Here is a 19,485-nt window from a genome sequence, read left to right on the forward strand (position 1 = left end):
ACAACATTATCACTGCTTTGTTCAGCTCGCTGGCTCATGGATTAAGCAAATGAAAGAACCCGCTTTTCACTTTGCGTGCTTATCCTGGAGACAGGGTGTCGGTCTTGGTGTAGGGTTGGCTCCGAATGTAACCATTATGAGCCTTAGGGATAAGGCGAAAAGTCTGAGAATGCGCAAAGTTATATGAGCACAACCCCTGTACAACGTGAATATTTCCTCGACTCGATCCGCGCATGGCTCATGCTATTGGGGATCCCTTTTCATATTTCACTGATTTATTCCAGCCACACCTGGCACGTGAACAGTCAGATGCCTTCCTGGTGGCTTACGCTGTTTAATGATTTTATTCATGCCTTCCGCATGCAGGTGTTTTTTGTCATTTCTGGATATTTCTCCTACATGCTCTTTTTGCGCTATCCCCTGAAGCGTTGGTGGAAAGTGCGCGTGGAGCGCGTGGGCATACCGATGTTGACGGCCATCCCGCTGCTGACGCTGCCGCAGTTCATTATGTTGCAGTATGTTAAAGGCAAGACGGAAACCTGGTCGAATCTCTCCCTTTATGAGAAATACAACACCCTGGTCTGGGAGCTGATTTCCCACCTCTGGTTCCTGCTGGTACTGGTGGTGTTAACCACGGTGAGCGTGCTGATCTTCAGCCGGCTGCGCCAGCGCGCGAGCTCAACATCCTCTGCCTTTTTCGCCAACATCACTCTGGGCAAGCTGTCGCTGCTGTTTCTTGCGCTGGGGATTGCGTATGCCGCCGTCAGGCGTACCCTGTTCATTGTCTATCCCCCTGTTCTGAGCGATGGGCTGTTTAATTTCGTGGTGATGCAGACGCTGTTCTACATTCCCTTCTTCCTGATTGGCGCGCTGGCGTTTATTCATCCGCGGCTTAAAGCGCTGTTTACCACCCCCTCCCCCTGGTGTGCAGTGGGTGCTGCGCTGGCCTTTGCAGCCTATCTTCTCAATCAGCGCTACGGCAGCGGGGACGCGTGGATGTATGAAACCGAGAGCGTGATAACGATGCTGATGGGCCTGTGGATGGTGAACGTGGTGTTCGCGCTGGGCCATCGCCTGCTGAATTTTAAATCCAGCCGCGTAACCTATTTCGTTAATGCTTCGCTGTTTATCTACCTGGTGCACCATCCGCTGACGCTGTTTTTCGGGGCATACATTACGCCGCATATTGCCTCGAATGCGCTGGGCTTCTTCACCGGTCTGGTCTTTGTGGTTGGCATTGCCATCGTGCTGTATGAAATCCACCTGCGGATCCCGCTTTTGCGTTTCCTGTTTTCAGGCAAACCTCAGGTTAAAGCGGGATAACAAAACGGCGCCATCAGGGCGCCGTTTTTGCATCTCAGACATCAAAATAGCTGGCTGCGCTCGGTCAATATCCGCTGATAGAGGTCGGCGGTGTGCTCGTCGAAACAGACAAAAATAACTTTTTCCGGCATGGGCTTAAGGGAAAGGTAGTGATAAACGGTATTTACGGCGATATTTGCTGCCGCTTCCTTTGGATAACCGTAAACCCCCGTGCTGATGGCAGGAAACGCCATGGTCTTATAGCCGTTATCGGCCGCAAGCCGCAGGCAGTTACGATACGCCTGTTCAAGAATCTCAGCTTCATGATGGTCGCCGCCGTGCCAGACGGGGCCAACGGTATGGATCACCGCTTTGGCCGGGAGATCCCCCGCCAGCGTAATGACGGCATGCCCCGGGGGGCACTCTCCCTGCTGCTGGCGCACGGTTTTGCATGCTTCCAGAAGCTGTGGGCCTGCGGCCCGGTGAATGGCACCGTCCACTCCCCCTCCGCCCAGCAAGGAGGAATTGGCTGCGTTGACGATCACGTCAACGTGCAACGTCGTGATATCGCCATGAATAACGTCGATTTGCGGTCTCATAAACACCCTCTGCAACCCGCCCTTTTCTTAAGTGTATCGCAGAGGGAGAGGGAGAAAAACCGTCGTGAAAGAAACGGCTGCTAGCGGTAGTCCACCTGAACAACCGCGAGCGTTTTTTCTTCATTCAGGTATTTCATGGTGACAGCGGCCAGGTTTGAATGAGGATGATGTCCCCGGAGCGCCTCGTCATAACTGATGGTGTGCGTTTTCATACGGTTATTTTCCGGGCAGGAAATCGCAAACTGCTGATGCTGAGGAGCGACTTCGCACGGATCGGCCACCACCGCGCCACGAAAATGAATAACCCCACCATTTTCAATGGTTGCGGAATAAGCCGGAGAAAAAAAAGAGGACAGGATCAGTCCCAGACCAGAAATAATACACGCTGCGGATTTGAACATTATTTGTACTCCTCAATGAAATTCGTCCATGAGGGGTAAAAACGCTCCGTTATGACCTGTGAAGTATCAATTTAAGCAACCCGATTACCGGATTCTTGATATCAGCATAGCTTACCTGCGCCGCGCCGCCACTTTAATAAATGATTGATTTCATGAATGATTAAAGCGTACTGGCCGGTGCATTCCACTGCTGCGATAAATGGAGCGAATTTTCATCAGAAACGGTGACAATCATTTTTACCGCATCCCCTGAGTAAATATTTAAACCGATCCGCGTTAAATCAATCGGCTGATTAACGGGTATAAGAAGGGTATTTTTCTGCCGCGCCGCCGCCGAACTGTTTCACGTTGATCGACAGTGCAACAAAAAGGCGAGATTTCCGTCTCGCCTTTATTTATTCACTTACCGCCGAAACGTTCTGGCTCTTCTCGCGTCGGGCTGCCAGCCAGAGGCCGCTGTTCTTCATGGCATAGCCAAACAGTAAACCCAGCATGAGTGAAGGAACCACCAGCTTCCAGTCCCCCTGCCCTGCAAAGGTCGCGCAGGCACCCATGAACGTGCCGGGCACAAAGGACAACAGCAGATGTTTTGCCTGAACGCACATCAGGAAGGCCACAATACCGGTCATGACGTAACCCAGGATTTCTATATGCGGTGCCAGCGCGCTACCTTTCATAATGACCAGCGCCCAGACCACGCCACTTAGCAACGTGCAGCCTGAAATAAACAGCCCTTTAAGACCACCCTGCGGGCAGGCGAAGTAGGCCGTGCAGCCAAGGAATCCGGCCCAGCTCAACAAACCGAGCGACACCGCCACCCAACCCCAAAGGCCGGAAAGGATGCCAGTCGTGATTGCTATACAAAGTAATATATTCATGGTGCGCATCTTAGCAGATGCGCACCCGGGAAATGAGATCGGAAGCACATTACGTGCAAGTTGAAATGTATCGTTGCAGAATTTTTGTGATCTAAATCACTCTTCGTTCTCTTCTTCCAGCTCATCCCACATGGCAGCGATAGCGTCACGCGTCAGCGGAGCCAGCGTTCTCCAGAATGGTGACGTTGCGTGCGCTTCCACTTTGCCCAGGAAGGTTCCAACCCACGGCAGGAGATACGTTTCGAACAGGGTTTCAATCGCCTCGTTCTCATCGTCACCTGCATTATCTTCAATCCAGGAGGCCGCCAGCAGCAGCGTACCGATATGATCGGCTGGTATATCCGTCAGCGGCATACCGCGTTCTGAGAGAAATGCCCGCACTTCCGCTTCGGTTGCCCCTTCCTGCCAGGCAGAACGATACGGTGACACGCGACACTCTTCTCCCACGAACAGCGCGTTGTAATCGGTGGAAATCTGCTGCATATCGCAGCTTTTTTGCAAGCGTTCCAGCAGCTCATCCTGTTCCAGCGGCCAGTTCTGCGCCAGCTTACCTTCACGGATCAGGGTAAACAGCGGAACCAGAAGCGGATCCTGCGGCTGGCGGTAATATAAGGTGCCCAGCACGCGGCAAAGGATGGAAAACTCATTCATGTTTTTATTCCATTAGTCATTAAAGATCGGCAAATTCATCAATCGGCGCCATGCCGCGCGACTCAAGGAAGTCGAGCATACGACGCGGCGTGAGGTTCAGGATCTGTTCTTCCGGGAAATTCACGTCCTGCAATATTTTCAGGCATTCGCTGAAATCACCCAGCGTAAAGGCCGTGTGAGAATCAGAGCCCAGCGCCACCATTCCGCCTGCGTCACGCACGGCAGCCGCCACGTCGCGACAGTTGGCTTCACTGCCCTTACGCGAGTGAACGAACGAAGAGTTGTTGATCTCCAGCGCCACGCGGTGCTTCGCCGCCGCCTGCGCCACGGCCTGAATATCAATCGGGTATTTAGGGTTGCCCGGGTGGCTGATAATGTGTACGTTGCCGCTGGCGATGGTGGCAATCATCGCTGCGGTGTTGGTCTCTTTATCCTGCGGCGCAAAAACCGGCTCATGGAAACCGGCGAGGATCAGATCTAACGAGGTCAGCATCGGGCCGGTGCAGTCAATTTCACCATCGGTATTTTTGATGTTCGCTTCGATGCCGCGCAGTATCCCGATGCCGTCCACCAGACGTGGCCAGATACGCATATTCACAAAATGCCAGTAGTGCGGCGCATCCGCCATATCCGGGCCGTGATCGGTGATCGCAAACAGTTTGATGCCTTTCAGCTTCGCCTGAGCGATATAATCATGGAGGTTACTGTAAGCGTGAGTACTGGCGACGGTGTGCATATGCAGGTCAACGGGATACATCTTTCTCTCCTCTGCGGTTTTTCCAAAGGATAGCAGTTATCAGCGGCGAATATTAGCAAAAACCCGGCGAACGCCGGGTTTATCTCAGTAGCCTCGCTGTCTGTCGACCTGCCCGGTCATCGCGTTGCCCTTCTCTATTTCGCTGATGGTATGCGAGATGTACGCCACGGCCTCCGCCGGTCGCGTTACGGCCGCAATATGGGGGGTCATCGCCACGCGAGGGTGAGCCCAGAGCGGGCTTTCTGTCGGCAGCGGTTCGCGGCTATAGACATCGAGCATTGCGCCTTTAAGCTTACCGCTGTCCAGCGCTTTCAGCAGATCGTCTTCCACCACGTGCACCCCGCGCGCCAGGTTCATTAAGTAGCTATCGTCTGCCAGCTGGTTGAGGAGCGCGCTATTGATTATGCCCACCGTTTCCGCGGTATTCGGCAGCAGGTTAATGAGTACCCGTGTCTCTTTCAGGAACGCCGGAAGTTCATCCATTCCCGCAAAGCTCTCGACGCCCGGATAATCCTTACGGCTGCGGCTCCAGCAGCGCAGCGGGAAGCCCCACGGGGCGAGCGCTTCTGCGACTTTCGAACCCAGGACGCCCGCCCCGAGGATGCCGATGGTGAAATCTTCGCGCTGATAATCCGGGAGCGGTTCCCAGTGGGATTGCTGCTTAAAGGCCTGATAATCGTCGAAGCGGCGGAACCAGTGCAGCACCTGACTCACGGCATATTCCTGCATCTGCTGTCCCATACCGGTATCCTCCAGTCGGAACAGGGGAATAGTTTCCGGCAGCATTTCAGGGTGAGCCTTCAGCTTGCTCAGGATGGAGTCTACCCCCGCACCAAGGGCAAACACCGCCTTCAAACGGCGGCCCTGTAGCATTTCGACCGGGGGATGCCAGACCAGCGCGTAGTCGGCATGTTCATTATCGCCCCGCTTCCATTCGCGAACGCGTGCGCCAGGCAGTGCCGCCGTGAGCGCGTTGATCCAGTAAGCCGTATCAAAAGTGGGGTGATAGAAGATAATATCCATAGTCATTCCTGCCTTTTATTGCGCTGTTTTATTTTCATTTTCAACTGGATTGCCAGCATAACAAATTTATCAACGAACCGCGTTGCTGATAAAAGAGGCGCTTTTCGCACATTTCGGAATCAGGTTGCCTGAAGTTTGTATAAACGCGCTAAATTACTGAAAAAGTGGGTTGACGGCAGTACGGCTTTTCCTTACATTAGCGCCCGTCCCGGCAACAACGGGATGACAATATGGTGAGGTGTCCGAGTGGCTGAAGGAGCACGCCTGGAAAGTGTGTATACGGCAACGTATCGGGGGTTCGAATCCCCCCCTCACCGCCATATTCAAGATGAGAGCTCGTACGAAAGTACGGGCTTTTTTCTTTTATATTCTCCGCAAGGGGATTCGAACTTTGCTTCCTCTGCGGGAATGTGTCGGGTGGCGCTTCGCTTACCCGACCTACAGGGACTTTACTCCTCCACCATCCGTGCGTACTCTTCGGTGAGAAAATCCACCAGCGTCCTGACCGAGGGCAGCAAACCTCGTCTTGAAGGATACACCGCATGGATGACCTCCCGTTTGGGTTCCCACGCATTTAGCACTCGAATAAGTTCACCTGACGCCAGCTGATCCTTCACCATCAAAATGGGCAGCTGCACCAGGCCTACCCCCGCCATCGCCGCTTCCCGAAGCGCCAGCATATCGGTGGTCACCAGGCGCGGCGTGAAGTGAACTTCTGCTTTCGCGCCTTCCGGCCCGCTTAACTCCCACTTATGCAGATGCTTACCCGCGCCCATACTTAAACCCGGCCATGCGCTGAGTTCAGAAGGCGCCGTCGGGTTGCCCATCCGTTCCAGCAGTGCCGGCCCGGCAACCAGACAGTGTCCCCTGTCCGCCAGTACCCTTAATACCAGATCGCTGTCATCAAACGGGCGCGGACGAACGCGGATCGCCACGTCCACCCCCTCCGCCACGAGATCCACCCGGCGGTTGGTCGCTTCGAGCTGGAGGTTGATCCCCGGATAGCGCGCCATAAACCTCGCCAGCATTGGCCCCACGTGAACGTGCAGCAGGGTCACGGGGCAGGTGATCCTGACCATACCACGCGGTTCAGCCTGTAGAGCCGCTACCGCCTCCTCCGCCGCTTCGGCCTCAACCAGCATGGCTTTACAGTGCTGGTAGAACGTTTGCCCCACCTCTGTCACCGTAAACTGCCGCGTGGTTCGCTGTATCAGCCGAACGCCCAGGCGTTCTTCCAGCTGCGCGATCCGACGGCTTAGTTTTGACTTAGGCTGATCGAGCGCCCGACCTGCCGCCGCAAAGCCGCCATGCTCCACCACCTTCACAAACCATACGAAATCATTGAGATCCTGCATACGCCTCCATTGTTCCATTTCAGGAACAGTGAATGTCATTTTCGCTATCTACCGGGATATTAACCGTGAATATAAGCTAATTACATCAACAGAACATCAGGAGTTAATCATGAAAAACGTAACAGGCGTTTATACCGCACCTCGTCCGCACTGGGTCGGTGACGGTTTCCCGGTTCGTTCAATGTTTTCTTACCAGACGCACGGCGAACCGCTGAGCCCGTTCCTGCTGCTGGACTATGCCGGTCCTTACACCTTTCCGGCGGACGGCGCGAAACGCGGGGTGGGCGAGCATCCTCATCGTGGTTTTGAAACGGTGACCATCGTTTACTCAGGTGAAGTGGAGCACCGTGATTCCACCGGCAGAGGCGGCGTAATCGGCCCGGGCGACGTGCAGTGGATGACGGCAGGCGCCGGCATTTTGCACGAAGAGTTCCACTCCAGCGCGTTCTCGCAGAAAGGCGGTGAACTGAAAATGATGCAGCTGTGGGTCAACCTGCCCGCCAAAGACAAAATGGCGACGCCCGGCTACCAGAGCATCACTAAAGCGGATATCCCGGTGATCTCCCTGCCGGATAACAGCGGAACATTGCGCGTGATTGCTGGCCGCTTTGACGATGTCACCGGCCCGGCGCATACCTTCTCACCGCTGAACGTGTGGGATCTCGCGCTGCACCAGGGCAGCCACCTGACGCTCAATCAGCCCGAAGGCTGGAGCACGGCGCTGGTTTTACTTGAGGGGAGCGTGACGGTGAACGGCACTACGCCCGCCGGTGAGGCGCAGCTGGTCGTGTTGAGTCAGAGTGGTGACAAACTGCATCTCGAAGCCAGCAGCGATGCCAAAGTGCTGCTGATGGCCGGTGAGCCGCTGAATGAACCGATTGTGGGCTACGGCCCGTTTGTGATGAACAGTAAAACCGAGATCGCCGAAGCTATACGCGATTTTAACTCCGGCCGCTTTGGCCAGATCTAAACCTGATAAAGGAGAGCATTATGTCTACACCTGCTAACTTCAACGGTGCGCGTCCCGTCATTGACGTTAATGATGCCGTTATGCTGCTTATCGATCACCAGAGCGGGCTGTTCCAGACCGTTGGCGATATGCCGATGCCTGAGCTGCGCGCCCGTGCGGCGGCGCTGGCAAAAATCGCCACGCTGGCGGAGATCCCGGTGATCACCACGGCGTCGGTTCCACAGGGGCCGAACGGCCCGCTTATTCCGGAGATCCACGCCAACGCGCCGCACGCCCAATACGTTGCACGCAAAGGTGAGATCAACGCCTGGGATAACCCGGAGTTTGTGGCGGCGGTAAAAGCCACCGGGCGTAAAACGTTGATTATCGCTGGTACGATCACCAGCGTCTGCATGGCATTTCCGTCTATCAGCGCGGTGGCGGACGGATATAAAGTGTTTGCGGTGATTGATGCCTCCGGCACGTACAGCAAAATGGCGCAGGAGATCACCCTGGCACGCGTGGTACAGGCAGGCGTGGTGCCGATGGACACGGCAGCCGTTGCCTCCGAAATTCAGCGGACATGGAATCGTGAAGATGCGGCGGCGTGGGCGGAAGTCTACACCCATATCTTCCCGGCCTATCAGCTGCTGATCGAAAGCTACGGCAAAGCGCAGGAGGTGGTGAAAAACAGCGAAGTGCTCGATTCGCAGCGTTAATCCTGCGCGGTGCGCCATAAGCTGATTAAGGCTTAACCGAACAGGCACGAATGCAGAAAATCTGCTTGACCGCTTTCGCGCAACTCCCTATAGTAGCGCCCCGTTGCCCCCCAAGCGGTCAGGCAGCAAAACAATATGGTGAGGTGTCCGAGTGGCTGAAGGAGCACGCCTGGAAAGTGTGTATACGGCAACGTATCGGGGGTTCGAATCCCCCCCTCACCGCCATATTCAAGATAAGAGCTCGTACGAAAGTACGGGCTTTTTTCTTTTATATTCTCCGAAAGGGGGGGGATGAAAACCCCCGACCGGGTTAGACAACTGGCGCAGCCAGTTGGACATACTGAGAGCGAAGCGAGTCAATCCCCCCGGGGCAGACTGAGCCGCCTCACCTATAAAAGAAAGCCCGTACAAAGTACGGGCCCGTCTTAACCATTCCTTAGCTATTCAGCTTTCCAGCCGGTTGCTTTCCCTCGGGAGCAGGACTCTGGCCGCTATTCAAACCCTCTTCATCCCTGCGATCCTCCAGCCAGTAATCGGCATTTTTTATCCCAAGCCGAACCGGGTCAAACTGGGGATCCAACCCCTGCGCGTTCTGGGTTTCATAGTCTTTCAGGCTGGCAAACGCTTTTTTATGCAACAGAACAATGGCGATAATGTTGAGCCATGCCATCAGCCCTACCCCAATATCGCCTAATCCCCATGCCAGATCCGCAGTGCGGACGGTGCCATAGACGGTGGAAGCCATCAGACATAATTTCAGCAGGAACGTCAGCCACGGGCGGTGAATTTTACGGTTGATGTAGGCGATATTGGTTTCAGCGATGTAGTAGTAGGCAATGATTGTGGTGAAGGCGAAGAAGAACAGCGCGATGGCAACAAAGTAATTACCAAAGCCAGGCATCATACTTTCCATCGCCGTCTGCACATAGCCAGGACCGGCCGCCACGCCAGCAATACCGGTATAGAGGGCAGCACCATCGACACCCTGGACGTTATACAGCCCGGTAATCAACAGCATAAAGCCGGTCGCGGAGCAGACAAACAGCGTGTCGATATAAACGGAGAACGCCTGAACCAGCCCCTGCTTCACCGGATGGCTTACGGCCGCCGCGGATGAAGCATGCGGCCCGGTACCCTGCGCCGCTTCGTTAGAATAGACGCCGCGCTTCACGCCCCACATGATAGCCTGGCCCAGAATAGCGCCAAAGCCAGCTTCAAGCCCGAAAGCGCTTTTCCAGATCAGCAGAATAACCGCGGGAAGCTGATCGATATTGATAGCGATAATCACGCAGGCGACAATAATATAGCCCAGCGCCATAAACGGAACCACCATACTGCTAAAACTGGCGATCCTTTTCACGCCACCAAAAATAATAAAACTTAACAACAGGGCAAGTAATGCCGCCGTGACGTTCGGACTCAGGCCAAAGGCAATATCCAGACTCGCACCAATAGAGTTTGCCTGCACGCCTGGCAGTAATAATCCGCAGGAGAAAATGGTTACGATAGCAAATAACCATGCGTACCACTTCACGCCTAACCCTTTTTCAATATAAAAGGCAGGGCCGCCACGATATTCGCCGTTAATTTTCTCTTTATAAACCTGACCTAAGGTGGATTCGACAAAAGCAGAACTGGCCCCTAAAAAAGCCACTACCCACATCCAGAAAAGCGCACCCGGTCCACCAAAAGTAATGGCGGTCGCTACCCCCGCGATATTCCCCGTCCCCACGCGACCGGCCAGCGTCATCGTCAGCGCCTGAAACGATGATACGCCTGCCTCGGTAGGGCGTCCCTCAAACATCAGGGTAATCATATGTTTAATATGGCGTAATTGCAGAAAGCGACTACGTAGTGAGAAATAGAGGCCGACACCCAGACATAAAAATATTAACGCCGGGCTCCAGATAACACCGTTAATTGCACTAACCAGTTCGTTCATGTATGACCCTCAGCGTGATGTTCCAGAGGAAACGATCCCCCGGCGTGTTTCTTGTTAGAATTTTGTTTGAACAAGTACGAAACATAGATAATTACCCAGAAGACACCAACTTAATTTTTGCTGCTTAGTCATGTTCTGTGACAACATTCACGTTTGATTTTAACGAACAATTAGCGAGATCATTATATTCATAGATATTTTGTGGGTATTATAAATACATATCACACTTTTCTTTTTGTATGAAAAACGCACATAAGTAATGGGCGGTAATATTATTAATACCGCAAAACGATTTCTAAATCCCGTTGAATGCTATAGGAAATAAATATGATTCAAACAAACGTCACTGTTTCAATGGGAATAAACGAAGCTTCCCGGCATGACACCGGGAAGAAATGACTTAAAAGAATGATCTTAATCGGAATAGACTTCCAGCGTGCGTTGACACAGCGCTGAGCGGACGCAGTCTTCTTTGGTGAAGCGGACCACCCCAATCATCTCATCTTCCGCAAAACGTGACATGGCATCGCTGAGGCCGGACTTCACGCCCGACGGCAGGTCACACTGGGTAATATCGCCATTGACGATCACCGTCACGTTCTCCCCGAGGCGCGTTAAAAACATCTTCATTTGCGCAGCGGTCACATTCTGAGCCTCGTCGAGAATAACGACCGCATTTTCAAATGTACGTCCGCGCATATAGGCGAACGGCGCGATTTCCACCTTGCCAATCTCTGGTCGCAGGCAGTACTGCATAAAGGAAGCGCCCAGCCGCTTCACCAGCACGTCATAGACGGGCCTGAAGTATGGGGCAAACTTCTCCGAAATATCGCCGGGCAGGAAGCCCAGATCTTCATCAGCTTGCAGTACCGGACGGGTAACGATGATCCTTTCCACGTCCTTATGAATCAGCGCCTCCGCCGCTTTGGCGGCACTGATCCAGGTTTTCCCGCATCCGGCTTCACCGGTTGCAAAGATGAGCTGTTTACTCTCGATAGCATTCAGGTAGTGCGCCTGAGCCTCATTGCGCGCCACAATTGGCGATGCGTCGCGGCTGTCCCGCGCCATGCCAATGGATTCAACGCCGCTCATCTGCACAAGCGAGGTGACCGATTCTTCTTCACGCTGTTTATGGCTACGTGAATCCCGTCTCAGCACACGTTTTGCTTCACGACGAGCTTTGATCACTGCTTTTTGTCTTCCCATGGATAGCACCTTGAGTTGTTGGTATTCATCACACGCGCCAGCATCGGCACGATTATGCGCACGAACATCAGAGGGTTGGCTTCCTTGTAAGCCATTGCTTGCATTACCGGATGACGATACAGAACGGCTACGCGCACCGCTATGCACGTCGGTCGAAACAGGTTCTTGAGGTGAAGGAGAGAATTTAGTGGTGAGGAAATCGCTGCCGGAGTCTGAGCCTCCGCGCCGGGTACTGCGGTTGTTGTGTTTACCTTGTCCAGTACAGGACGCAACCATTCGCGATCTCCATAGTGAGTAACATCACTGCCGGGAACTACCGCTGTCTTATCTTAAGTACATCAGGGATTATCATAAATGCAACATTTATTTTACCTGAATGCAACTTTTCAGACTGCCCCTACATGGAAAATCAGTCTCATATAGAAATATTACAGAAATATAACAATAAGATAGTCCAGGAAAAAAATAATGTCCCCGCGAACTGTCGCAGGGACGATTATCAGGCTTCTATCAGACCCTGAGCGAGCCAGGCGTTCGCGTCACGCGCTCCGGGCAGAGCAAAGAAATAGCCGCCGCCGATGGGCTTAATGTACTCCTCCAGCGCTTCGCCGTTCAGCCGCTTCTGTACGGTGAGAAATCCTTTTTCCAGGTCATGCTGATAGCAGACAAACAGCAGCCCCATATCAAGCTGACCGGAGTGGGTCACACCCAGCGAGTAGCTGTAACCCCTTCGCATCATCAGGCTGGATTGCGTCTCCCGGGTGCGAGGATTGGCGAGACGAATATGGCTGTCCAGGGCGATGACATCGCCGTTTGGATCGCGCGTGTAGTCGGGTTCATCGTGCTCATGCTTCATGCCGAGCGGCGCCCCGGTTTGCTTATCGCGACCGAAAATTGTCTGCTGCTCTTTCAGCGGCGTGCGGTCCCAGAACTCCACGTGGAACTGGATAATGCGCACCGCCTGGTAGCTGCCGCCCACGGCCCAGGCCGGTTCGCCCTGATCCGCCGTCACCCAGACCACGTTTTTCATCAGCGCGGCATTGCTGCTGTCCGGGTTGGCGGTGCCGTCTTTGAAGCCCAGCAGGTTCACCGGCGTCTCTTTCCCTTTACTGCGCGCGGCGTGGTCAGAGATAAATCCTTCCCGCTTCCAGCGCACGCTGAGCAGATCCGGCGTGTGTTTGATGATATCGCGCAGGGCGTGGATCACCGTATCCTGCGTATTGGCGCAAATCTGCAACAGCACATCGCCGTGGCACAGCGCCGCGTCGAGAGAGTCATTGGGAAAACGCGTCATTTTTTGCAGCGCTTTCGGCTTCTGCTTTGCCAGGCCGTAGCGGTCATCAAACAGCGATTCCCCCACCGACACGGTGATGGTCAGGTTATCGGGAGCAATAAACGCCCCAAGGATCCCGGAATCCATCGGTGGCAGGCGCGGATTCGGTGTTTCCGGCGCCGGACCGCCCGCGGTGAGGAAGGCAATGCGCGTGGTCAGCAGCCTGAACAGACGCTCCAGGTCGGCCTTATCGCTCGCCAGCGAATAGAAAGCCACCAGCATCATCGAGGCCTGCTGCGGCGTCAAAATCCCTGCCTGGTGCTCGCCATAAAACGGCTGCGTCTCCCTGCGCGCATCCGGCGACAGCGTGCCGGGCGCGCTTTGCGGTTTCGCCGCATGCGCCACCGGGCAGCCACCTGCCAGGGCAAACGCGCCGCCCAGCGCCCCTACCCCTTTTAACAACCGACGCCGTGAAGGTTCAGCGACGTCGTACTCGTCATGCTTGTTCATCGTGCTTAATCCAGACCCAGAACGCCGCGCAGCAGGGAGAGATCTTCCGCCAGCGTTGTAATCGGGCCTTTTAGCGCGTTACGGTCGGCTTCGGTCAGCTTGTCGTAGGTTTCGAACCCGTCTTTGGTACGGTACTTCGCCAGGATGGTATCGACCTTTTTGAAGTTGGCATCCACTTTCGCCAGCAGCTCGCCGTTCTCTTTTTGCAGCTGAGGCCGCAGCAGATCGACAATTTTCTGCGCGCCGTCAACGTTCGCCTGAAAGTCCCACAGGTCGGTGTGGCTGTAGCGATCTTCCTCACCGCTGATTTTGCTTGCGGCCACTTCTTCAATCAGGCCCGCCGCGCCGCCCACCACTTTCGACGGCGGGAAGGCCAGCTCGCTGATGCGCTTTTGCAGCTCCAGCACGTCGGTGTTCAGCTGAGCGGCATATTTCTCCATTCCTTTGGTGGAATTATCGCCAAACAGCGCTTTTTCCAGACGGTGGAAGCCGGTGAATTTTGGATCGGCGGCCTTCTGCTCGTAGTCGTCTTCGCGGGCATCAATGCTGCCGTCGAGATCGGAGAACAGCTCGGCAATCGGCTCGATGCGCTCATAGTGCTGACGGGTAGGTGCATACAGCGATTTCGCTTTTTCGATATCGCCCGCTTTCACCGCGTCGGTAAAGGCTTGGGTGCCCGACACCAGATCCGCCGTCTCTTTAGTGACGTAGGCTTTATAGGCGGTAATGGCGTCGCCAAGGCTTAACAGCGCCGTGCCTTTGGCCGCGTCTGCCGTCGCTGCGCCTTTGACGATCAGCTTACCTTTCGGGTTCGTCAGCAGGCCGCAGGTCATGTCGTATTCGCCCGGCTGTAGATTGGCGGTCATCTTCTGGCTGAAGCCCGGCGCGATATTTTCGCGCTCTTCCACCACCATCACGCCTTTCAGGATCTCCCACTCCAGCGCCTTCTGGCTGTGGTTCTGAATAATAAACTGGGTTTTACCGCTGTTAACCGTAATGGTCATCGGCTCGCACTGTTTATCGTTGACGGTGACTTTTACCTGCGGAATATCTGCTGCCTGAGCGGCGAAGGCAGACACGAACAGCGCGGCAATGCCTGCGCCTGACGCACTACGACGGAACTGACTGGTCATGACTCTTCCCTTAAAAGTATGTTGTAACTAATACAGCACTTACGGCGCAACGCGTGACGCCTGCGAGCCGGTACGCGGCGGCATAGCGAAAAGGATCAGCGCCGGAACCAGATAGATAAAGTAAACTGCCACTTCGCTGACGGTCGGCGTTTCCTGATAGCCGAAGATCCCTTCAAGCAGGGTACCGGTCAGCGAATGGGTGGACAGAACGTTACTGAGATCGAACGCCACGTCCTGGAAATGGTTCCACAGGCCCGCCTCGTGGAAGGCGCGGATCGCCCCTGCCGCCAGCCCCGCGGCCACCAGCAGAATAAACAGGCTGGTCCACTTGAAGAACGCGCCCAGGTTAAGCCGAATGCCGCCCCAGTAGAGCAGGAAGCCAAGCACAACCGCCGTGACCAGCCCGAGCATCGCGCCCAACGGCGGCCAGATGCCCACGTCCTGCTGAAACGCCGCGAGCAGGAAGAAAACGGACTCCAGACCCTCACGCGCCACGGCGAAAAAGACCATCAGGATCAGCGCCCAGCCGTGGTGGTTGCCTTTTTGCAGGGCGTTATCCACCGCCTGCTCCAGCTGCACCTTCACGTTACGGGAGACTTTGCGCATCCAGAACACCATCCAGGTGAGGATCACCACGGCTATTACGGCGACAATGCCTTCAAAAAGCTCTTGTTCTTTCTGAGGAAATTCACCGGTGGTTTCGTTGATAAGAATACCCAGCCCCAGGCACAGCGCCGCGGCAAGGAAAACGCCAACCCACATCACGCCGATCCAGCGACCGCGCTGGGTACGCTTCAGATAACTGGCGATAAGGCTCACGATCAGGGCCGCTTCAAGGCCTTCACGTAACATAATGAGAAAAGGAACAAACATGCCGGTACCTTAAATGTTTATCGCGGTCAACTGATGCAAAGAAACGTAAATTCTAGTGATAGTGATTATCATTACGGCACAAAGAAAAACAAGCGAAATATGTGGAGTTTTGATGACCAGATGTAAACGCATTGCGGAGTAATAATTGCCTGAGTAACCGTTACGTTTATAAGGTATAACGAAAATGCCCATTTACGGTTAACCGGGGCTGTGGCTAAATGTCCGCCTCGAAAACCAACTGAAAATAACCCATGTTTAAAATTGTTCATTTCCTGCTGGCGCTGGTGATTATTCTTGCGCTTGCCTGGCTGGTGAGTTTCGACCGCCGAAAAATTCGTATTCGTTTCGTCTTGCAGCTGATTGTGATTGAAATCGTGCTGGCATTCTTTTTTTTGCATGCGCAAAGCGGCCTGTTCATTATTAAATATGTCTCAGGTTTCTTTGAGTCTCTGCTTAAATTCGCTGCCGAAGGGACGAATTTTGTCTTTGGCGGGATGGGTGAGAAAGGGCTGGCGTTCATTTTCCTGGGTGTACTCTGCCCTATTATTTTTATCTCGGCACTGATTGGTATTCTTCAGCACTGGCGCATTCTGCCGATTTTTATTCGCGTTATCGGAACGCTCCTGTCAAAGCTCAACGGCATGGGCAAGCTGGAATCCTTCAACGCGGTGAGCTCGCTGATCCTCGGTCAGTCTGAAAACTTCATTGCGTATAAGGGCGTGCTTGGCGATCTCTCCTCGCGTCGCCTGTTTACGATGGCCGCAACGGCGATGTCGACGGTTTCGCTGTCGATTGTTGGCGCCTACATGACCATGCTCGACGCTAAATTTGTCGTCGCAGCGCTGATCCTGAACATGTTCAGCACCTTTATTATTCTTTCGGTCATTAACCCGGCCCGCCCGGAAGCCGAACCCGATATCAAACTGGAAAAGCTGCATGAATCCCAGAGCTTCTTTGAAATGCTGGGCGAATATATTCTGGCGGGCTTTAAGGTGGCGATGATTATTCTGGCGATGCTGATTGGCTTTATCGCTATTATTAGCGCCGTTAACGCCCTTTTCTCCAGCGTATTTGGCATGAGCTTCCAGCAGATCCTGGGTTACGTATTTTATCCGCTGGCGTGGCTTATCGGTATTCCGCTGAGCGATGCCTTAAACGCGGGGAGTATTATGGCAACGAAACTGGTGGCGAATGAATTTGTGGCGATGATTGAGCTGCAAAAAATAGCCCATCAAATGTCCCCGCGCGGTCTGGGTATTTTGTCCGTGTTCCTGGTGTCGTTCGCTAACTTCGCCTCCATCGGCATCGTCGCCGGAGCGATTAAGGGGCTGAACGAGCAGCAGGGCAACGTGGTGTCGCGGTTTGGTCTGCGCCTGGTATACGGTGCGACGCTGGTGAGCCTGCTGTCGGCGAGCTTTGCGGGATTAGTGCTCTGATGCAATGCCGGGTGGCGCTTTGCTTACCCGGCCTACAAAACAACAACGGCGGGAATTCCCGCCGTTTTCATTAAAACTGTACGCACACCGGCTGGTCGACCCGCATCACCGATTCCTGCGCGAAACGAGACTTATAGATCCCGCGCAACGCTTCGATGTTCTTCTCGCTCTGCGCGTCTTTACCGTGGATGAGCATTAACGCTTTGCTGGGTTCACGCGCCACTTTTCCGTCGTTACCCAGCCACTGCCCGCGGGCATCAACCACCGTTAAGCCATCGCGAAAACGCGGCGTCACGTCCTTGTCAACAAACTGCTGCCACTCGCTGCCGGTAATCTGCGCCCCTGCCGGGCGATTCAAGCCAAAATAGAGCGTGGTCTGCTGCATCTGGTTATCCGCTTTGCAGGTCTCCACCGCCGCATGCTGCGTGGGAGCGTTACATCCCGCCAGCAGCATTAATGCTGCCATCATCAACCCTGTTTTAATCATCATTCTCATCTCGAACGGGTGAACGGTCTGTCCCCTCTCCCCTTTGGGGAGAGGGTTAGGGTGAGGGGAAAATTACTCAGCCTGAAGCTTCGTTGGCGGTGCAGAGTGATAGTGCGCATCCGCTTCCGCAAAGCGTTTCTGCATAGAGGCAGACGGCGCTTTACCCAGCAGGCTGAACACCACGATACCGAGGCTGCCGAAGATGAAGCCCGGGATGATTTCGTACAGGCCCAGCCACGCGAACTGTTTCCAGACGATGACGGTCACCGCACCGATGATCATCCCCGCCAGCGCGCCGTTGCGGGTCATGCGTGACCACAGCACGGAGAACAGCACCACCGGACCAAACGCGGCGCCAAAGCCCGCCCAGGCGTAGCTTACCAGCCCCAGCACGCGGTTTTCCGGGTTAGCCGCCAGCGCAATGGCAATCAGCGCCACCAGCAGCACCATAAAGCGCCCTACCCACACCAGCTCTTTCTGGCTCGCGCCCTTACGCAGGAATGCTTTGTACAGGTCTTCCGTAATGGCGCTGGAGCACACCAGCAGCTGGCAGCTCAGGGTGGACATCACCGCCGCCAGGATCGCGGAGAGCAGGATACCGGCAATCCACGGGTTGAACAGGATCTGCGCCAGCTCGATGAACACGCGCTCGGCGTTCTGGTTCACCGCGCCCGCCTGCGCCGGGTTGTTGTTAAAGTACGCAATGCCGAAGAAGCCAACCGCGCACGCGCCCGCCAGACACAGGATCATCCACGTCATGCTGATGCGACGCGCGTGAACGATGGTGTGGTGAGAATCCGCCGCCATAAAGCGCGCCAGAATGTGCGGCTGACCGAAGTAGCCCAGGCCCCAGCCCATCAGGGAGACGATGGCCACGAAGTTCAGCCCTTTCAGCATATCGACGTTTTCAATGCTCTTCTGCTTGATCACTTCCAGCGATTCGCCAAAGCCGCCGACGGTGAAAATGACAATCACCGGGGTCAGGATCAGGGCAAAAATCATCAGGCTCGCCTGCACGGTGTCGGTCCAGCTTACCGCCAGGAACCCGCCCACGAAGGTATAAAGGATGGTCGCCGCCGCACCGGCCCACAGCGCCGTTTCGTAGCTCATGCCGAAGGTGCTTTCGAACAGACGGGCGCCCGCCACGATGCCGGAGGCGCAGTAGATGGTGAAGAACAACAGGATCACCACCGCAGAGATAATACGCAGAACGCGGCTGTTATCCTCAAAGCGCCCGGTGAAGTAGTCCGGCAGCGTCAGGGCGTTGTTGTTGGCTTCGGTATGCACGCGCAGACGGCCTGCCACCAGCTTCCAGTTGATCCACGCGCCGACGGTCAGGCCGATGGCGATCCAGCTTTCGGAGATACCGGAGATGAAAATCGCGCCCGGCAGCCCCATCAGCAGCCAGCCGCTCATGTCGGATGCGCCCGCAGAGAGCGCGGTGACCATTGGGCCTAAGCTGCGCCCGCCAAGGATGTAGTCGTCAAAGTTTTTAGTGGAACGCCATGCCAAAAACCCTATCAGGATCATGCCAAAAATATAAACGAGAAATGTCACCAGCATCGGTGTGCTAATAGCCATTCAAATTCTCCAAAATGTCGAGCGACAACCGTCCGGGTTGCCTTGTTATGTCATCACCGGAACGTAGTGATGTGTGTATGTGTTTCCGTTGGGCGCGCTATCCTGCCGTATACGCTTCCCACTGACAAACGATTTAACACTGCATTTACATGAATTTCATCCCTGGTTTTATACGTCTTTCCTATAGGTTGCACTCGCTCACGCTTTTACGGGTTGCACCTTTAAAAAGTGTTAAGCACCGCATAAAAACTGGCTTCGTAAACCGCTGCGCGTTCTTTTTCTCAGCTAACTAATCGTTAACAATCCATTCATTTTCCAGCTTGCAGCCCAGGTCACATTTAACACGGTTGCACAAAGTTGCAACATGGTGGATATTTCACGCTATCAACAGAACGCTATTACAGAACAAC

18 protein-coding genes, 2 tRNA genes and 1 pseudogene are annotated in these 19,485 nt (G+C 54.6%); 6 read left to right on the plus strand and 15 right to left on the minus strand.

Annotation, left to right across the window (positions count from 1 at the left end):
* Positions 1–183: 183 nt before the first annotated feature.
* The gene (mdoC, locus tag E0L16_RS14210) at positions 184–1,323 is read left to right on the plus strand and encodes a glucans biosynthesis protein MdoC (RefSeq protein ID WP_131637194.1); all 1,140 of its coding nucleotides are present in this window, start codon (positions 184–186) and stop codon (positions 1,321–1,323) included.
* Between the two features lie 41 nt (positions 1,324–1,364).
* On the opposite strand, the gene ymdB is transcribed toward mdoC, so the two are convergent.
* The 7 genes and pseudogenes from ymdB to ghrA form a co-directional block, all read right to left on the minus strand.
* Positions 1,365–1,901 (minus strand): O-acetyl-ADP-ribose deacetylase, encoded by a 537-nt coding sequence (gene ymdB, locus E0L16_RS14215; protein WP_131637195.1) that lies wholly within the window; start codon positions 1,899–1,901, stop codon positions 1,365–1,367.
* Between the two features lie 80 nt (positions 1,902–1,981).
* Complete coding sequence (locus E0L16_RS14220) at positions 1,982–2,302, minus strand: type 1 fimbrial protein (protein WP_063449096.1); 321 nt, start codon at positions 2,300–2,302, stop codon at positions 1,982–1,984.
* 160 nt (positions 2,303–2,462) lie between these two features.
* A pseudogene (locus tag E0L16_RS14225) lies at positions 2,463–2,627 on the minus strand (curli assembly chaperone CsgC); the annotation flags it as partial.
* Positions 2,628–2,697: 70 nt separating this feature from the next.
* Positions 2,698–3,180 carry a DUF1097 domain-containing protein gene (locus E0L16_RS14230; RefSeq protein ID WP_207388509.1) on the minus strand — a complete coding sequence of 161 codons (483 nt, stop codon included), beginning with the start codon at positions 3,178–3,180 and terminating at the stop codon, positions 2,698–2,700.
* Positions 3,181–3,276: 96 nt separating this feature from the next.
* A complete protein-coding gene (locus E0L16_RS14235) occupies positions 3,277–3,831 on the minus strand; it encodes a TorD/DmsD family molecular chaperone (RefSeq protein ID WP_131637197.1) in 555 nt (184 codons plus the stop codon).
* A gap of 19 nt (positions 3,832–3,850) precedes the next feature.
* Positions 3,851–4,588, minus strand: a complete 738-nt coding sequence (locus tag E0L16_RS14240; RefSeq protein ID WP_131637198.1) for a phosphatase — start codon at positions 4,586–4,588, stop codon at positions 3,851–3,853.
* Between the two features lie 84 nt (positions 4,589–4,672).
* On the minus strand, positions 4,673–5,611 hold the full coding sequence (gene ghrA, locus E0L16_RS14245; RefSeq protein ID WP_131637199.1) for a glyoxylate/hydroxypyruvate reductase GhrA: 939 nt from the start codon (positions 5,609–5,611) through the stop codon (positions 4,673–4,675).
* Positions 5,612–5,843: 232 nt separating this feature from the next.
* Between ghrA and E0L16_RS14250 the strand changes: the two genes are divergently transcribed.
* Positions 5,844–5,931, plus strand: a tRNA-Ser gene (locus E0L16_RS14250).
* A 129-nt stretch (positions 5,932–6,060) separates the two neighbouring features.
* Here E0L16_RS14250 and E0L16_RS14255 read toward each other — a convergent pair.
* Positions 6,061–6,966, minus strand: coding sequence for a LysR family transcriptional regulator (locus E0L16_RS14255; protein WP_131637200.1), 906 nt, complete (start codon positions 6,964–6,966; stop codon positions 6,061–6,063).
* A gap of 109 nt (positions 6,967–7,075) precedes the next feature.
* Between E0L16_RS14255 and E0L16_RS14260 the strand changes: the two genes are divergently transcribed.
* The 3 genes from E0L16_RS14260 to E0L16_RS14270 all read left to right on the plus strand — a co-directional run bounded on the left by E0L16_RS14260 (position 7,076) and on the right by E0L16_RS14270 (position 8,859).
* The gene (locus tag E0L16_RS14260; RefSeq protein ID WP_131637201.1) at positions 7,076–7,936 is read left to right on the plus strand and encodes a pirin family protein; all 861 of its coding nucleotides are present in this window, start codon (positions 7,076–7,078) and stop codon (positions 7,934–7,936) included.
* A 20-nt stretch (positions 7,937–7,956) separates the two neighbouring features.
* Positions 7,957–8,634, plus strand: coding sequence for an isochorismatase family protein (locus E0L16_RS14265; protein ID WP_064910751.1), 678 nt, complete (start codon positions 7,957–7,959; stop codon positions 8,632–8,634).
* Between the two features lie 137 nt (positions 8,635–8,771).
* Positions 8,772–8,859: transfer RNA gene (locus E0L16_RS14270), tRNA-Ser, on the plus strand.
* Between the two features lie 211 nt (positions 8,860–9,070).
* Here E0L16_RS14270 and E0L16_RS14275 read toward each other — a convergent pair.
* The 5 genes from E0L16_RS14275 to efeU form a co-directional block, all read right to left on the minus strand.
* The gene (locus E0L16_RS14275; protein WP_063866332.1) at positions 9,071–10,576 is read right to left on the minus strand and encodes an alanine/glycine:cation symporter family protein; all 1,506 of its coding nucleotides are present in this window, start codon (positions 10,574–10,576) and stop codon (positions 9,071–9,073) included.
* Between the two features lie 414 nt (positions 10,577–10,990).
* On the minus strand, positions 10,991–11,782 hold the full coding sequence (phoH, locus tag E0L16_RS14280) for a phosphate starvation-inducible protein PhoH (protein ID WP_172807014.1): 792 nt from the start codon (positions 11,780–11,782) through the stop codon (positions 10,991–10,993).
* 499 nt (positions 11,783–12,281) lie between these two features.
* On the minus strand, positions 12,282–13,565 hold the full coding sequence (gene efeB, locus E0L16_RS14285; protein ID WP_131637202.1) for an iron uptake transporter deferrochelatase/peroxidase subunit: 1,284 nt from the start codon (positions 13,563–13,565) through the stop codon (positions 12,282–12,284).
* A gap of 5 nt (positions 13,566–13,570) precedes the next feature.
* Positions 13,571–14,698: an iron uptake system protein EfeO gene (efeO, locus tag E0L16_RS14290; protein WP_131637203.1), complete on the minus strand. Its 1,128-nt coding sequence runs from the start codon at positions 14,696–14,698 to the stop codon at positions 13,571–13,573.
* Between the two features lie 39 nt (positions 14,699–14,737).
* Positions 14,738–15,571 (minus strand): iron uptake transporter permease EfeU, encoded by an 834-nt coding sequence (gene efeU / locus E0L16_RS14295; RefSeq protein ID WP_063866328.1) that lies wholly within the window; start codon positions 15,569–15,571, stop codon positions 14,738–14,740.
* Between the two features lie 251 nt (positions 15,572–15,822).
* Here efeU and E0L16_RS14305 point away from each other — a divergent pair, with 251 nt between their 5' ends.
* Positions 15,823–17,007, plus strand: coding sequence for a NupC/NupG family nucleoside CNT transporter (locus E0L16_RS14305; RefSeq protein ID WP_131637204.1), 1,185 nt, complete (start codon positions 15,823–15,825; stop codon positions 17,005–17,007).
* A 70-nt stretch (positions 17,008–17,077) separates the two neighbouring features.
* On the opposite strand, the gene E0L16_RS14310 is transcribed toward E0L16_RS14305, so the two are convergent.
* Both E0L16_RS14310 and putP read right to left on the minus strand, forming a co-directional pair.
* Positions 17,078–17,497, minus strand: a complete 420-nt coding sequence (locus tag E0L16_RS14310; protein ID WP_131637205.1) for a DUF3574 domain-containing protein — start codon at positions 17,495–17,497, stop codon at positions 17,078–17,080.
* A 69-nt stretch (positions 17,498–17,566) separates the two neighbouring features.
* Entirely contained in the window at positions 17,567–19,075 is a 1,509-nt protein-coding gene (gene putP, locus E0L16_RS14315; RefSeq protein ID WP_063866325.1) for a sodium/proline symporter PutP, read from the minus strand.
* Positions 19,076–19,485: the final 410 nt, after the last annotated feature.

It is taken from the genome of Enterobacter quasihormaechei (assembly GCF_004331385.1).
Lineage (GTDB): Bacteria > Pseudomonadota > Gammaproteobacteria > Enterobacterales > Enterobacteriaceae > Enterobacter > Enterobacter quasihormaechei.

Excerpts from the sequence above, each read along its gene's own strand:
- mdoC (WP_131637194.1), top strand. The coding sequence starts at position 184 with ATGAGCACAACCCCTGTACAACGTGAATATTTCCTCGACTCGATCCGC.
- ymdB (WP_131637195.1), bottom strand. The coding sequence starts at position 1,901 with ATGAGACCGCAAATCGACGTTATTCATGGCGATATCACGACGTTGCAC.
- E0L16_RS14220 (WP_063449096.1), bottom strand. The coding sequence starts at position 2,302 with ATGTTCAAATCCGCAGCGTGTATTATTTCTGGTCTGGGACTGATCCTG.
- E0L16_RS14230 (WP_207388509.1), bottom strand. The coding sequence starts at position 3,180 with ATGAATATATTACTTTGTATAGCAATCACGACTGGCATCCTTTCCGGC.
- E0L16_RS14235 (WP_131637197.1), bottom strand. The coding sequence starts at position 3,831 with ATGAATGAGTTTTCCATCCTTTGCCGCGTGCTGGGCACCTTATATTAC.
- E0L16_RS14240 (WP_131637198.1), bottom strand. The coding sequence starts at position 4,588 with ATGTATCCCGTTGACCTGCATATGCACACCGTCGCCAGTACTCACGCT.
- ghrA (WP_131637199.1), bottom strand. The coding sequence starts at position 5,611 with ATGGATATTATCTTCTATCACCCCACTTTTGATACGGCTTACTGGATC.
- E0L16_RS14255 (WP_131637200.1), bottom strand. The coding sequence starts at position 6,966 with ATGCAGGATCTCAATGATTTCGTATGGTTTGTGAAGGTGGTGGAGCAT.
- E0L16_RS14260 (WP_131637201.1), top strand. The coding sequence starts at position 7,076 with ATGAAAAACGTAACAGGCGTTTATACCGCACCTCGTCCGCACTGGGTC.
- E0L16_RS14265 (WP_064910751.1), top strand. The coding sequence starts at position 7,957 with ATGTCTACACCTGCTAACTTCAACGGTGCGCGTCCCGTCATTGACGTT.
- E0L16_RS14275 (WP_063866332.1), bottom strand. The coding sequence starts at position 10,576 with ATGAACGAACTGGTTAGTGCAATTAACGGTGTTATCTGGAGCCCGGCG.
- phoH (WP_172807014.1), bottom strand. The coding sequence starts at position 11,782 with ATGGGAAGACAAAAAGCAGTGATCAAAGCTCGTCGTGAAGCAAAACGT.
- efeB (WP_131637202.1), bottom strand. The coding sequence starts at position 13,565 with ATGAACAAGCATGACGAGTACGACGTCGCTGAACCTTCACGGCGTCGG.
- efeO (WP_131637203.1), bottom strand. The coding sequence starts at position 14,698 with ATGACCAGTCAGTTCCGTCGTAGTGCGTCAGGCGCAGGCATTGCCGCG.
- efeU (WP_063866328.1), bottom strand. The coding sequence starts at position 15,571 with ATGTTTGTTCCTTTTCTCATTATGTTACGTGAAGGCCTTGAAGCGGCC.
- E0L16_RS14305 (WP_131637204.1), top strand. The coding sequence starts at position 15,823 with ATGTTTAAAATTGTTCATTTCCTGCTGGCGCTGGTGATTATTCTTGCG.
- E0L16_RS14310 (WP_131637205.1), bottom strand. The coding sequence starts at position 17,497 with ATGATGATTAAAACAGGGTTGATGATGGCAGCATTAATGCTGCTGGCG.
- putP (WP_063866325.1), bottom strand. The coding sequence starts at position 19,075 with ATGGCTATTAGCACACCGATGCTGGTGACATTTCTCGTTTATATTTTT.